Source organism: Brachybacterium sp. Marseille-Q7125, from assembly GCF_023062615.1.
In the GTDB taxonomy this organism is placed as follows: domain Bacteria; phylum Actinomycetota; class Actinomycetes; order Actinomycetales; family Dermabacteraceae; genus Brachybacterium.
Genome location: NZ_JALLAL010000039.1, coordinates 13665 through 27849 on the forward strand (window position 1 = coordinate 13665; position 14185 = coordinate 27849).

At 71.9% G+C, this 14185-nt stretch carries 10 protein-coding genes and 1 pseudogene; 3 read left to right on the forward strand and 8 right to left on the reverse strand.

Annotated features, from left to right (window positions below; translation table 11 throughout):
* Window positions 1-77 precede the first annotated feature (77 nt).
* Window positions 78-2012 carry a solute carrier family 23 protein gene (locus MU407_RS10285; protein ID WP_246957207.1) on the reverse strand — a complete coding sequence of 645 codons (1935 nt, stop codon included), beginning with the start codon at window positions 2010-2012 and terminating at the stop codon, window positions 78-80.
* A 121-nt stretch (window positions 2013-2133) separates the two neighbouring features.
* Between MU407_RS10285 and MU407_RS10290 the strand changes: the two genes are divergently transcribed.
* The gene (locus MU407_RS10290) at window positions 2134-2940 is read left to right on the forward strand and encodes an alpha/beta hydrolase fold domain-containing protein (RefSeq protein WP_246957209.1); all 807 of its coding nucleotides are present in this window, start codon (window positions 2134-2136) and stop codon (window positions 2938-2940) included.
* A complete protein-coding gene (locus MU407_RS10295) occupies window positions 2937-3518 on the forward strand; it encodes a hypothetical protein (RefSeq protein ID WP_246957211.1) in 582 nt (193 codons plus the stop codon). The genes MU407_RS10290 and MU407_RS10295 overlap by 4 nt, the downstream gene beginning before the upstream one ends.
* 24 nt (window positions 3519-3542) lie before the next feature.
* On the opposite strand, the gene MU407_RS10300 is transcribed toward MU407_RS10295, so the two are convergent.
* The 3 genes from MU407_RS10300 to MU407_RS10310 all read right to left on the reverse strand — a co-directional run bounded on the left by MU407_RS10300 (window position 3543) and on the right by MU407_RS10310 (window position 6098).
* Entirely contained in the window at window positions 3543-4772 is a 1230-nt protein-coding gene (locus MU407_RS10300; RefSeq protein ID WP_246957213.1) for an alkaline phosphatase family protein, read from the reverse strand.
* Window positions 4773-4929: 157 nt separating this feature from the next.
* Window positions 4930-5805: a hypothetical protein gene (locus MU407_RS10305; protein WP_246957215.1), complete on the reverse strand. Its 876-nt coding sequence runs from the start codon at window positions 5803-5805 to the stop codon at window positions 4930-4932.
* Complete coding sequence (locus MU407_RS10310) at window positions 5802-6098, reverse strand: hypothetical protein (RefSeq protein WP_102236815.1); 297 nt, start codon at window positions 6096-6098, stop codon at window positions 5802-5804. The genes MU407_RS10305 and MU407_RS10310 overlap by 4 nt, the downstream gene beginning before the upstream one ends.
* Before the next feature lie 109 nt (window positions 6099-6207).
* Between MU407_RS10310 and MU407_RS10315 the strand changes: the two genes are divergently transcribed.
* Window positions 6208-7626 (forward strand): serine/threonine-protein kinase, encoded by a 1419-nt coding sequence (locus MU407_RS10315; protein WP_246957218.1) that lies wholly within the window; start codon window positions 6208-6210, stop codon window positions 7624-7626.
* A gap of 48 nt (window positions 7627-7674) precedes the next feature.
* On the opposite strand, the gene MU407_RS10320 is transcribed toward MU407_RS10315, so the two are convergent.
* From MU407_RS10320 to MU407_RS10335, 4 genes and pseudogenes are all read right to left on the reverse strand, one after another.
* Window positions 7675-9267 (reverse strand): serine hydrolase domain-containing protein, encoded by a 1593-nt coding sequence (locus MU407_RS10320; RefSeq protein ID WP_246957221.1) that lies wholly within the window; start codon window positions 9265-9267, stop codon window positions 7675-7677.
* 5 nt (window positions 9268-9272) lie between these two features.
* A complete protein-coding gene (locus MU407_RS10325) occupies window positions 9273-9950 on the reverse strand; it encodes a hypothetical protein (protein ID WP_246957224.1) in 678 nt (225 codons plus the stop codon).
* Window positions 9947-12997 carry a DEAD/DEAH box helicase gene (locus MU407_RS10330; protein WP_246957227.1) on the reverse strand — a complete coding sequence of 1017 codons (3051 nt, stop codon included), beginning with the start codon at window positions 12995-12997 and terminating at the stop codon, window positions 9947-9949. The genes MU407_RS10325 and MU407_RS10330 overlap by 4 nt, the downstream gene beginning before the upstream one ends.
* A 117-nt stretch (window positions 12998-13114) precedes the next feature.
* Window positions 13115-14185, reverse strand: a pseudogene (locus MU407_RS10335) (chromosome partitioning protein); the annotation flags it as partial.

Consider the following 14185-nt stretch of genomic DNA (forward strand, 5'->3'; position numbering starts at 1 on the left):
ACGGAAATGTCACCGGATCGGCGAGAGGTGACACCGGATCGGCGAGAGGTGAGAGGGGTGGGCGCGGCGCCGCCCCCTCAGCGCAGGGACTCGAACTTCCGCGCCCAGGCGCTGCCGATGGGGTTCGCGTCGGCGACCATGATCGAGAAGCGGTCCCCGGCGATCTCCGCCACCTCGGTGAGGGCCACCCGCCGCTCATGCTCGGGGGAGTGGTCCAGGCGGCGCACCCCGTCGGCGAGGATCTGGCGGAAGGAGTCGGTGCGGCCCAGGAACGCCACGAACGGCAGGCCGAACTTCTCCTGGTAGCGGGCTGACAGGTCCGTGAGCGCCTCGACGTCCTCCTCCCCCAGGGAGTCCAGGGCGAGCGAGCCCACGTCCTGCGAGATCCGCCCGGCCTCCTCCTCATCGGCCGTCACCAGGGTGCCCATATCCGGGTAGGCGGCGATCAGCGCATCCTGCTCGGACCGGTCCGCGGCGAGCACCGCGTCCTCGATCGCCTCCCGCAGCGCGGGCGCATCGGCGAAGGGCCGCGCCTGCCACGCCCGCTCCAGCGGCCACGTGGCCCCGTTGAACAGCGTGCCGAAGGTCGCCACGAACTCCTCGCGGTCCATGGCGTTGACTGCCTCGATGCCGATTCGTCGGCCGCTCGCATCGGTCGCCACATGGGAGCCCTGCTGGCGGCCGATGTGGAAGAACAGCAGGTTCAGCACGATCGCGGTGATCGCCCCGACGGTCACGCCGGAGGAGACGAACACCTGCGCCCACGCCGGGAACACCCCGGCGATGTCCGGCTTGAAGCTCACCAGCATCGCCAGACCCAGCGAGGTCCCCACGATCACGCTGTTGCGGTTATCGGTCAGATCCACCGTGGTGAGAGTCTGGATGCCCACCAGCGCCACCGAGGCGAACAGCGCGAGCGACGCCCCGCCGAGCACGGGGGAGGGGATCGCCTCGACCACCGCACCGGCCTTGGGCAGCACACCGAGGATGATCATGATGACGCCCGCCCCGGCCACCACCCAGCGGGAGGTCACGCGGGTGAGCCGCACCAGCCCGATGTTCTGCGCGAAGCACGTGTACGGGAAGGAGTTCAGCACCCCGCCCAGCAGGGTCGAGAGGCCGTCGGCCCGCAGCGCCTCGGCGATATTGCGCGGCCGGATCCGCTTGCCCACGATCTCCCCGGCGGCGAACACATCCCCAGTGGTCTCCACCATCGTGATGAGCATGACGATGATCATGGAGACGCACGCGGTCAGCGAGAACGCCGGCCAGCCGAAGTAGAACGGGGTGGTGACCCCGAAGGCGCTCGCCTCGGTGACGCCCGCGAAGGACGTGTCCCCCAGCAGCAACGCCACCGCCGTGCCGATCACCAGCCCCAGCAGCACCGCGATCGTGGCCAGGAAGCCGCGGAAGAAACGCTGCACCAGCACGATGATCCCGAGCGTCCCCAGCGCGTACAGGATGTCGCGGGTGGCGGGGGTGCCCTCGGCGTAGTTGGTGATGTCCCCAGCGGAGACGCCCAGCAGGGTGATGCCCATCGTGGTCAGCACCGTGCCGATCACCACCGGCGGGAAGAACCGCAGGATCCGCGCGAAATACGGGGCGGCGAAGAACGTGAACAGACCCGCCACGATGATCGAGCCGTAGATCATCGGCAGCCCCTCGGCGCCGCCCTCACCGCCCGTGGCCGCAAGGCCGATCGCGATGATCGGGCTGACCGCCGTGGTGGTCACCCCCTGGATGATCGGCAGGCGCACCCCCACTTTCCAGAACCCCACCGACTGGATCAGCGTCGCGATACCGCAGGTGAACAGGTCCGCGTTGATCAGGTGGATGGTCTGCTCCGCGGACAGGCCCAGACCGCCGGCGATCAGCAGCGGCACGATCACTGCGCCCGCGTAAAAGGCCAGCACATGCTGGATCGACAGCACCGCGAGCTTCCCAGGAGCGGGCACCTGATCGACAGGATGCTTCCGGGCAGCAGCGGGAGAGGGGGCAGGGACGGCGGTCATGACGGTCCTTCGACACAGCGCGGGGGTGGGGCGGGATACCGCGCCCCAGGGTAAGCCTCCGCCCGGATACGGGCATGCCGGGGCCTGCGAGCCGTGCACCGGTCCATGGGAAGATGCCTCCATGAGCCTCGTGAGCACCCTGCGCACCGTGCGGATCCTCGCCTCCCAACGGCCCACCACCCCGCCGCGGTCCATCGCCTCGCCGTCCCGCGTCCACCGCGAACGTCGCGGCCGGGTGCCGGTCACCTGGATCGACCGCGACCGCGCCGCCGACGGCATCATCGTGCACCTGCACGGCGGAGACCACCTGTACGGGGCGGGCCGCGCGGACTGGGCCTGGCTCGAAGAGGTGGCGCGCCGCTCCGGTGCCGCCGCCGTGATGATCCACCACCGCCTGGCGCCCCGCTTCCCCTTCCCCGCCGGGCTGCACGACGTCCTGGCTGTCATCGAGGATCTCAGCGAGGACGTGACCCTGCGGCCCGGGCACTGGGTGCTCAGCGGTGAGGGATCCGGCGCCGCGCTCGCTCTCGCCGCCGCGCAGACCCTCGCCGAGCAGGGCGCGACCCTCCCGGCCGCGCTGCTGGTCGAGTCACCGTGGGTGGACCTTACCCGCGAGCAGCATGACCTCGATCAGCTGCGCACCGCCGCCGAGCTGTACACCGCATCCGTCCCGCGCGAGGATCCGCGGATCAGCCCGGCGCTCGCCGACCTCGCTGGTCTGCCGCCCGTGCTCATCGTCGCCGGGGAGCACGATGAGCTGCGGCAGGACGCCCAGGACCTCGCCACCGCCCTCATCCGCTCCGGCACGCCCCGCGAGCTCGTGAGCGTTACGGCCGGTCGCTCCCCGGCGGTCCGCGGTGAGGGTCCTGCTGCGCAGGAGGCCCGTCGGCACCAGATCCGCGCCATCCGCGAGGTGCTCGCCCCGTGACCCACCCCGTTCAGGGCTCGGTGACGTGGGATGGTGTCACCCCCGCGGTCGAGACGATCCACGAGCTGCTGTGGCGGTTCACCACCAGCGGGGCGCTGCGCATCGCCCTGCAGCAGATCCGCCTCGCCCCGGACCCGGATGGAGGGCAGGACAGCCCCGGGGACAGCCCCGAGGTGCACGAGGTCATCGACGAGATCGCCGATGTGGGGGGCAACCTCGTCTCCCTGCCGCGGCGGGACGCCGTGCGCGCCGACGCCGAGATCTCTGCGCAGCTCGATGCGGCGTTCGCCCGCCTGTGGGCCGATGTCGCCGCAGACCTGGGGCAGAGCCCGGACATGCTCTCGGTGCTCCTGGACGCCGACGGGCAGCGCTTGGTCTACGTGACGTTCGACGTCGCCGTCACCGCCCGAGAGCTCGCCGAACGGCCCCAGCATCCGGCGCTGCACGGCGGGGCGCACCACATCGCCCATCACGCCCCGGCCCTCGATGACCTGCGCGACCGCCTCGCGCCGCCCGAGCCCAGCCGGATCTGCCAGGCCTGGGACGAGCTGCGCGAGACGCTGCGCCGCCTGCGCTGAGCTGCTGCGCCCCGCGGCGTCGGCTCACACCGGCTGGACCATGCCCCGCATCCCGCTCGCGGTCGCATCCGGCAGCTGCACACCCATCGCGGTGGCGAGCGTGACCCCCAGATCCGCCCAGGATCCCTCCACCGGGCCCTCCGGCAGGCCCGGTCCGCGCGCGGAGGCCACGGTGGGGGCCGACGGGTCGCTGACCGCGCGCGGCCCCGCATAGTACGGATCCTCGCCGTCCACGAGCGGCCGATGCGTCGCCGGCAGCCCGAACACCGTGCCCGGCGTGCCCTCGAGCACCCCGATCACATCGGTCTCGCGCGTGGCCCCCACCCCGTCGGCCACCTCCCGCAGCGTCAGCCGCGTATGCGCCCCCAGCTCCCGCAGCGCCGCGAGGGTCTGCCCGCGCACCGCTGCCGGTTCCTCGCGCCGCACATGGATCACGCCGCGCGGACCATCGGGCCACACGAGTGCCCGGAACTGCGCGATGCGCGTACCGTCGGTGCGCAGCAGCCCGGCTGCGGCCAGCTCCGTGTTCGGGTGGACCAGCAGCGCCGTGGGCACGAGCGGCCGACCTGGCACCAGCACCACTCGGTCGTCGGTCTGTGTGGCGAAGGCGCTGCGGATCCGCTGGATCGCCTCAACCGTGTCGGACAGGGAGCGGGAGACCTCCGGGCCATCCAGGCCCGCGCAGCGTCGCGCCGCCCCCAGGCCCGTCAGCCGCACCGCCATGAGGTCGATGCGCCCCGCGACGAGGGCCTCCTCCGCGATCTCGGCGACCAGCGCATCGGGCGCCACCTGGGACAGCTGCACCCCGGCGGCCCGGCGCTGAGCCAGATGCTCGGCGACCATCCGCGGGGAGCTCGTCGCCTCCGTCATCTGCCAGCGGTTGCGGTAGTGCCGCAGGTCCTCCACGAGCGGCAGGCACAGGTCGATGCCGCTGCCGGCGGTGGCCGGCCACTGCAGCGCCGCGCACATCCCACCTGCCTCGCGCACCCGGCAGAACAGGGTCTGGGCGCGCATCGCCGCGGAGTACCAGGTGGAGCGGCGCTCCGGGGCGGTGGGGTCGAAGGGCTCCTCGGTCGCCACCCCGGTGTGGGCGACGGTCGCGCCGGTGGTCAGGCTCGCCAGCGCCGGTGCGGACTCCGAGGGCCCGCCGGGCCGGACCGTCAGGGTGCGGGTATCCGGGGCATGCAGCAGGCTCGTCGCCTCGAAGGCCTCCAGACCGTCGACGGCCAGGATCAGTGTGCGTCCGGCTTCCATCGGCTCCCCCTTCTTGCTCCGCGGCGGTGCGTGCACCCGCAGAACCTTAAGGAGGGCTGGCGACCTCGGTGCGAGGCGCCGGTGAGCGGGGGAGGGCGGCCAGATGAACACCCGGTGCTGCAGTCGGATCCCCGTCACGGAGAGTGTGCCGCGGATGTCAGCACTCGACGTAGGTCCTGTGGTCAGCGGTGAACGTCCCGCTGTCCTCGAGCACATCCTCCGGGGTGATGACGGGGTGCTCGATCACCTCGGCCATGGTTGCGCGCTGCGCGGCCTCATGGTTCTCGGCTTCCTCCAGGGCCGGGGTCAGCAGGGCGTTCGCAGCGTCGGTCGCGCAGTCATCGAGACCGTGCAGGAGCACGTGCAGACGGCCCGGTGCGGGGCTGCCGTCCGTCTCCATCGCCGCCACCAGCCCCACCTGGATGGCCATCACCCCGACGCGCCGGGTGGTGGTGTCGATGACGGTGTGGGCGATGGTCGCTGCGAGCACCAGCGCTGGTGTGCCGTCATCGGAGGCGCGGTGCCAGCCCGCGGCGATCGCCGGGGCGCCGACGGTGCGGAAATTCGGGGCGAGCGCGAAGGAGAGGAAGTGCCCCCGGCGCTCGGCCCAGGTCGATGTCACCTTCTCCGCGAGGGTCTGCGGCACTGTCTCGAGCATGAGGGCTTCCCGCTCGGCGGGGTCGAGGTCCTGCTGCCGTGCGGGGCTGAGGTAGGCGGTGTCCACGAAGGTCGTGATCTCATCGCGTAGGTCATCGAGCGTTGAGTCGTCCTCGCCGAGCTCCTGCCAGCCCTCGAGGCCGACGGCGGCGCCCTGGATCGGCAGGGCGCGCAGCTCTTCGGCGGTGCGGGCGTTCCACACCTGCGGGTCGAGTTCAGCGAGCGGGTCGCGCGGCACCTGAGAGGAGGTGGCGACGGGGGAGGGGCCGCAGCCGACGGCCAGCAGCGCCGGGGACGCGGCGAGCGCGGTCAGCAGGATGCGGCGGCGCGGGAGCTGCGGGCGCGGCAGCAGGGGGCGCGGGGTGCGGGAGGTCATCGTGGATCGGGCTGCGCGGCATCGGCGCGGCCGGACTCGGCGTTCATGCGCTGATGGATTGTTCGGGCGCGGTCATGGTCGCGCTGCACGGCGTCGTCCACGAGGTGCTTGGTGCTGTGCTCGGGCTCCTCCGGCTGCATCACCAACCACACCACCACCGCGAGGGTCAGCAGCAGACAGATGGCCACGAGGATCAGCATGAGCGTCCAGTCGAAGGGGACCGGATCCCAGAACGGGTCGCCGCGGAACCCCCCGGCCAGGGGCGCGCCGGGGATCTGCGTCAGCCGGTCCATCGTTGCCCCCTTCGTCCCTGCGCTCACGGCGCCGCGACGGGCGCCCGGAACCGCTCCAGCATAGCGGGCAGGCCGTGGCGGACCCCACGCCGGTTATGCTGAAAACATCATGGCTGACGTTATTGTGGGGCGCTTCGCGCTCATCGACCTGATCGCCAAGGGCGGTTCCGGGTCCGTCTGGCGCGCCTGGGACTCCAAGACCAAGGAGCTGTGCGCCGCGAAGGTGCTGCGGCAGCGCGATTCCGCAGACCTCATGCGCTTCGTACGCGAGAAGGGCGTCAGCTTCGACCATCCGCATCTGCTGACCCCCTACGGGTGGGGCGCCGAGGATGAGCACGTGGTGATCGCCATGCCGCTCGTCTCCGGCGGCACCCTGGAGGCGGTAGTCAAAAAGCGCGGCAAGCTCGCCGAACCCGCCGTGGTAGTGATCCTGGACCAGCTGCTGTCCGGGCTCGCGCATGTGCACTCCCAGGGGTGGATCCACCGCGATGTGAAGCCCGCGAACATCATGTTCGAACCGCGCGGAAGGGCGTGGCCGGTCTCGCGTCTGGCGGACTTCGGGATCGCCGTGCATGAGACCGATGTGCGCTTCACCCACGTCGGCATGGTCAACGGCACCCCCGGGTACATGGCCCCGGAGCTGTTCGCGATGGCTGAGCCCGCCCCTTCCCATGACCTGTATGCCGCGGGCGTGGTGGCGCTTGTGGCGCTGAACGGCCCGCTCAAGCTGCGTGATGGCGCGTTCCGCCCCGATGAGCTGACCCAGCATCTGCGCGGCGTGACCCCGAAGCTCTCCGCGGTGATCCGCAAGCTCGTGGCCGCACAGCCGGAGGACCGCTACCAGGACGCCGAATCGGTGCGCCGGGACCTGCCGCGCGTGCCGCAGGGCTACCCGCTGACCCTGGCCGACGGCACCCCCCTGGAATTCCACGACACCCTGGATCCGCTGCCGCCGAACGCCCCCGGTGCCGCGCGGCCCGAGCGTCCCGCCCCGCATCCCTCGGCCTCCTCGATGGAGGCGATCAGGGCCGGGCAGGTGCAGCAGGGCTTCTCTCCGCCCTCCGCGTCCCCGCAGACCGGGCAGCGGCTCGTCCCCGGGGGGCAGCCGCCGGGCGCGGCGGGGCATGGCCCCGGCTACGGCCCGGGCAGCCCGCCTGGAGCTCCCGGGCAGCGAGGACCCGGCGGCCCCGGTGGGCCCGGCGGGTCACATGTGGCCGGCACGACGCAGACCGCTGCCTCCACCACCACGACGGGGGCGCGCCGCGGCCCGGACCGCAGCACGATGATCGCCGTGACCATCGGCGCCCTCGCCGCAGTGGTGCTCGGCGTGATCGCGGCAGTGGTGCTCGTGATGATGTTCGGCCCCGGCAGCTCGGCCGGGCCCGCGAGCCCCGTCGACCCCGCCTTCGCTCACGTGGAGCCGGGGCAGGAGTGCGTCAGCGAGGACCTCGGTGTCATCGGCATCACCGAGGACGGCACGTACCTGTCCTGCCGCGCCGACGGCGAGGGCGGGCTCGCCTTCGGCTGAGCTGCCCTCCGCGCCCTCACCGCAGACGTAACCCGCCCGGGGCCCGGTTCAGCGCCGGGCGATGGAGCTGACGTTCAGCGCCTGCAGCAGCGCCTCCCGTCGTGGATCCATGAGCAGGTCGATCACCAGGTCCTCCTGCCCCTCCTCCCGGGCGGTGAGGCGCCAGCGCAGCTGCTGCGGGGTGATCACCTCGGCATCGTCGACGACCAGCTGGGCGATGTCCTGCATGTTGCGGCCGCTGGCGGCCAGTGCCGCGTCCAGGCGGCGCCGCCGCTCAGCCCGCGGCACGTCGGGATCCATGTTGTCGGCGAAGAAGCGGTCGGCGAGGTAGGAGTTGTCGGTGCGCAGCCAGGCCAGGGCCGCCTCCGCGGCGGTGCGGGTGCACGGCCCGAGCGGGATCGGGGCGGGGGCCAGCAGCTGCGGCAGCTCACGCTGCAGGACCCGCAGTGCCTGCATCCCCAGCGGCACCGCGGGGGCGTACTTCGAGTTGGCGAGCGCCACGATGCCCACGCCGCTGTCCCGATGCCAGGCCATGAACGAGCCGTAGCCGGGGTAGCCGCCGGAGTGGGAGATCACCTCGCCCAGATCCGGGAACTGCTCGATGACCAGGCCGAAACCGTAGCCGCGGATGCGATCGAAGCTCCCGGCATCCGTGCTCTGATCGGCGGCCCCGGCCTCCGGCGAGGCCTGGGGGCGGCGCGCGGGCAGCATCTGGTGGCGGTGCATCTGCTGCATCTCGCGGCGGGAGGCGGTGGCGAGCGGTCCGCGCGGACGTTGGGCCGCATCGGGCGCATCGGCTGCGGCGAGGAACCGCACCCAGCGCGCCACATCGGTCACCGTCGAGAACAGTCCGGCCATCGCCCCGTAGGCGCCGGGGCCGGACAGCGGGACGGACTCGAAGCGGGTGGCGTCGGTGCGGTCAGCCACCCGGTGGCCGACGGCCAGCTGGTCCTTGTCGATCTCGACATCGCTCCAGCCGGTGTCCCGCAGCCCCAGGGGGTCCAGGAACCGCTCGCGGATCTCCTCGCGGTAGCTGTTCCCGGTGACTTCGTCGATCACGCGGCCCAGCAGCACATACCCGGTGTTGGAGTACTCGAAGCCGGTGCCGGGACGGTGCACGGCACCCAGGCCCTGGCGCAGCATGGCGTCGAAGTCCTCGGGGCTCATCGCCTCCTGCCGGTCACCCCACGGGTTGTCCGTGACGAGCCCGGCGTTCATGCTGAGCAGCTGCCGCAAGGTCGGCTCGCGGTCATCGGCGGCCAGGGCGAACGCTCCGGCGGCCGCCGGGACGTACTGGGAGATCGAGTCATCCAGGCGCAGGGCGCCCTCATCGCGCAGCGCGAGGATCGTCGCGGCGGTGAAGGATTTCGTCATCGAGGCGATGCGGGAGACGGTCGCCTCGTCCATCGGCCCGCTGCCCGGGGCGGGCATCCCGTCCAGCAGCTCCCGCTGCCCCGCCGCTCCGTGTGCGAGAATCCCGCGGTCATGCTCGTGCCCGCCGATCACCGCCCAGGTCACCCCGGCGGTGCGATGCTCGTCCACCGCCGTGCTGAACAGGGACGCAAGCTCGGTGCGCACTGCGTCGGGCACGACCTTGGCGGGCGTCTGGGAGGAACGGGGGGCAGGGGAGGTGGAAGGCATGGACGTCACTGTAGGCGCTCGCTGTGGGGCTCGGTGAAGAAGGCGTGGAGCGTCGCGGCCGCCTCGGCGCCGAGCTCAGCCTCCAGCAGCTCCGGGCGCAGCCGGGTGGGATCCAGGCCCGTCGGACGCTCGGGAAGCTCGGCGCGGGGGCGCTGCGGCTCCTCCACGAGATCCGCAAGGCTCATCCCGCGCAGGGTCAGCAGCAGCGTGGGATCCGCGTCCACGGCCTCCACCAGCACATATACCAGGGCGCTGACGTGTCGGCAGGGGCCGGGCCAGTCCAGGCAGGAGCAGTCATGGGACAGCTCCGAGGCGTCACGCGGCAGCAGCGGAACCTGCGCGGCAGCCAGCTGCTCCTCGACCGGCTCCGGGTAGCTGCCCCCGGCCAGACGTGCCGGCAGCTCGGGATGCTGCCGGGCGATGCGCCGCACCTGTGTCGCCTCCCCCGGACGCAGCGGCGGCACGTCGATCCGGGCCTGGTACAGGTTCCCGTCGGCGTCGAGCACATCGCCGCGCGCCGCCCCGGTCTGCACATCCAGCCACTGCACCCGGCCGGCGCGCGCATCGGCCTTCCCGCGCGCGATCCGCCCCGGCCCCAGCAGGCGCTCGATCCGCTCCCGCAGCGCCGTGGCCTGCCAGGCCTTCCCCACCGGGCCACGGCGGGAACGCAGCTGAATGCTCATCGGTCCTCCGCATCATCCAGGCGCAGCAGCTCCAGCAGCCGGTCATCGTCCAGATCCCCGATCCACTCCTCACCCGGGCCGATGGTCAGCTCCGCGAGCGCCTGCTTGTCCTGCAGCACGTCATCGATCCGCTCCTCGATCGTGCCGGCGCTGACCAGGGTGTGCACGGTGACATCACGGCGCTGGCCGATCCGGTAGGCGCGGTCGGTGGCCTGGTTCTCCACCGCCGGGTTCCACCAGCGGTCCAGATGCACCACATGGTTCGCCGCCGTGAGGGTCAAACCGGTGCCGCCGGCCCGCAAACTCAGCAGCATCACCCCGGGCCGATCGGGGTGCTCCTGGAACTCGGCGACCATGCGGTCCCGCGCGGGCTTGGGCACCCCGCCGTGCAGGAAAGGCACCTCGATGCCGTAGGCGGAAAAACGCTCCGTCCAGTACGGCACCAGCAGATGCCCGAACGTCGTGAACTGCGTGAACACGAGCGCTTTGTGACCCTGCTCGAACACGGTCGCCAGCAGGTCATCCACCAGCTCCAGCTTGCCCGAGCGGGACTGGCCATCGCGCAGCAGCGGCGAACCATCCTGCAGGAAGTGCGCTGGATGGTTGCACACCTGCTTCAGCCGCGTGATCGCCCCCGCCACGAGAGTGCGACGGCGCCCCGGGGGTTCCCCGCCGATCTGCGCCATGAGCTCCTCGACCACCGCCTCGTACAGGCCTGCCTGCTCCGGCGTCAGGTTCACCACCCGTTGCAGCTGGATCTTCTCCGGCAGATCGCTGATGATCGATCGGTCCGTCTTCAACCGCCGCAGCACAAACGGGCTGGTGATGAACTTCAGGCGGCTGAGCGCCGCGGCATCGCCCTCCTCCTGGACCGGGGTGGCGATGCGGTCGGTGAAGCTCTGCGCACTGCCCAGCAGACCGGGATTCACCACCTCCATGAGGGAATGCAGATCCCCCAGCCGGTTCTCCACCGGCGTACCCGTCAGGGCCAGACGGTGCCGTGCCTTCAGGCGCCGCGCCGCCTGCGTGACCTGCGTGCTGGGGGTCTTCACATGCTGCGCCTCATCCAGCACCAGGCGATGCCACGGCACCGCGGCCAGCAGGTTCTGATCCCGCGCCAGCAGCGAATACGTCGTGATCACCAGATCGACATCCTCCGCTCCAGCCACGAAGGACTCATCGCGCAGCCGGTCCCCGCCGTGATGGACATGCACCGCCAGATGCGGGGCGAACCGCGCGGCCTCCCGCTGCCAGGACCCCACCACCGACATCGGGCACACCAGCAATGTGGGGCCGATGGGATGCTGCCGGCCCTCCGCTGCGGCAGTCAGCGCCTCCTCCCGCTCCCGGCACAGCAGCGCGAGGACTTGCATCGTCTTGCCCAGCCCCATGTCATCGGCGAGGATCCCGCCCAGCTGCAGGCCGTGCAGGGCCCACAGCCAGTTCAGGCCCTGCAGCTGATAGGGCCGCAAGGTGGCGCGCAGCGTCGCCGGGGGCGGCAGCTCGGCCGGACCCGCACCGCCCGGCAGCAGCCGCGCCAGCCCATCGGCCCCGCCCGCGAGCATCGCGGAGATCCCGAAGTCCACATCAGCCGCCTCGGGGGAGAGGATCATCGAGAACATCTCGATCCACGGCGCCTGCCCCACCACCTCGAAGGGGGCGCTCGCCGGGGCGAGGGGCACCACGGTCCCGTCGGTCCCTGGGAGCGAGAGCCGGGGCAGGGGCGCGCGGGCGAGCGGGAAGGTGGTGGAGCGAGAGCGGAAGCTCTCCAGGAACCGCTCGGCGGCGCGCAGCGTCGTCGGATCCAGCCGCACCCACTGGCCGCGCAGATGCACGAGCTCCGACTGCGCGGAGCGGATCTGCTCCATCTCCTCCGCGGTCAGCTCCGTCTCCCCGACGGCGACGCGCCAGCTGAAACGGGCCATCGCCTGCAGGCCCACCCCGGAGCCGTCCCGCGGCTGCTCCTGCTGCTCCTCCTCAACCTCCAGGGGGCGCAGGGTGGTGCGCTGGGCGGTCCACTCGCGGGGCAGCAGCACCGTCACCCCCGCCTCCTCGAGCGCCGGGGTGTCCAGGGACAGGAAACGGGAGGCCTCGGCCGTGGTCAGCAGCCAGTCCACGCCCGTGTCATCCACCGCGGCCTCTCGGACCGTGGGGGCCAGGCGCATCACCTCGGCGCTTGCCTCCGCCGCCCCCGCCGGGGTGAGGTCCCCGACGGCCCGCAGATCCGCCACCGGGTGCACCGTCCCATCGGGCTCGCGCAGGCACGTCTGCAGCGGCCACGCCGAGCCGAGCGGCGGCGCGAACAGCCGCACCACCAGCTCGTTCTCGCGTGAGCCGAGGGTGACGCCGGGGCGGCCCGAGTCCGTGTATGCGGACAGCGCCCGGTCCAGGCGGCGCCGGGCGGGCAGCTCGAGCGGCAGGTCCCCATCGCCCGCCAAGGCCGTGAGCACCCCGTGCGGGTCCGGGGTCTCGGGGCGCGCGGCCAGGTGCGCGGCAAAAGCGGTGCGGGCGCGGGCATCGACCAGGGCGTGCAGCAGCGGCGGGGCGTCGCCGTCGGGGGCGTGCCAGCGCAGCACCCCGCGCGCGAACCGCTCCCCGCTGCGGATCCGCAGGTTCCGCTCCGCGACCAGCTCGCGGGCCCGCAGATCCAGCACCGCCGCAGCCACCAGATCCGGCATGGCGATCAGCTCGGGGCTCAGACGCACCGCCGCACCCTCGGCCACCAGGTGCGCCAGCTGTTCCTCGAGCTCAGCGCCGAAACGCTCGATGAGCAGCTCGTGCACCGCATCCATGAAGGCCGTCAGCCCCGGTCCCTCCCGCGGCAGCGCTGGGACCCGTCGGCCCTGCTCCGCGCTGCCGATCCGCACCCGGTGCCGCAGCCGCTCCGGGGCACCCGCGAGCGCTGCCGCAAGCGGCGGTGGCGCGTCCGCGTGCAGGGCGGCGAGGTCCTCCAGGGCGCGGGAGCGGCCCGGGCCGGTCTGCTCGCGCACCCACAGGGCAGGACCCAGATCGTCATCGACGATCAGGTGCAGGCGACGCTCAGGCATGCTCGAAGCCTAGGGGCGCACGCCCACACCCGTCGGGGCGCTGTGGATAACTGGGCACTGTGGAGGACGTTGCGAAAGGCGCCCGGGACGTGCGTGGCGGCGACGGCGGGCCGACGCTCACAGCCCGTCGATGATCAGCGCTGTCGCATTCATCCAGGCGTTCTTCGTGGCATCAGAGACCCGAGCCCACTCCAGATGCGAACCATCCACGAACTGCTGCTCATAGGGCACTTCGGTGACCGCGCGGGTGTGCGCCCCGAAGTGCGCCATCAGACGCGAACGCAGCTTCGGATCGAACTTCCCCTTCGAGGAGTGGGACAGGATCGTCACCGCATTGTCGACCTGCTCCGCCAGGCCCGTTGCCCGCAGCTCATCGATCATCCAGGCGGCCGCATTGAAGGTGTCCTCGCGCACCGTGGAGATGATCACCAGCTGATCGGCGCTCTCCACCGCCGCGAGCCAGTTCGAGGCTCGCACATTGTTGCCGGTGTCGATCACCTTGATGCGGTAGAAGCGCGAGAGCGTGTCATCCAGCTCCTGGAATGCCTCGGCATCGATCGAGGCCATCGACCCGGGATCCTCATCGGAGGCGAGGATGTCAAAGCGCATCTCGCCCTGCGGTCGCACATACGGATCCAGGTCCGAGTTGCTCGCCCCACCCGCATGCAGCTCATCGATGTCATGCAGCAGGTCCACCACGGTGCGGTGATGCTCGGTGGGCAGCCCGCGCCAGCCCAGCGTCCCCCGCGTCTCATTGTTGTCCCAGGCCAGCACGTTGCCGCCGCGGATTACGCCCAGCGTCGCGGCGATCATCAGCGAGGCGGTGGTCTTATGCGCGCCGCCCTTGAGGTTCACCACCGCGATGTTCTTCGGGCCGTCCAGGGGCCGACGGATCCGCTCCAGACGCTCGATCTCGAAGCGCTCCTTCTTACCCGGGCGCGGTGAGATCACCCCGCCGGTCAGCTTTGTGATCAGGCCCGGCAGGCCCTTGGTGGCCTTCAGGCGGCGGTCCTTGCGGGTGGAGGACTGCAGATCCTGCAGGGTAGGCCGGCCGTCCGCGCCCGGCACGGTGCGCGGGGCGAGCGGCTTCTTCTCCCGCACGGGCGTGGTGCGCCGACGCGGCGGCTCCGAGGCGGAGGCCGCCGACGGGGCGGAGCTCGCTGAGGGGGCCGAGGGGGCCGAGTGGGC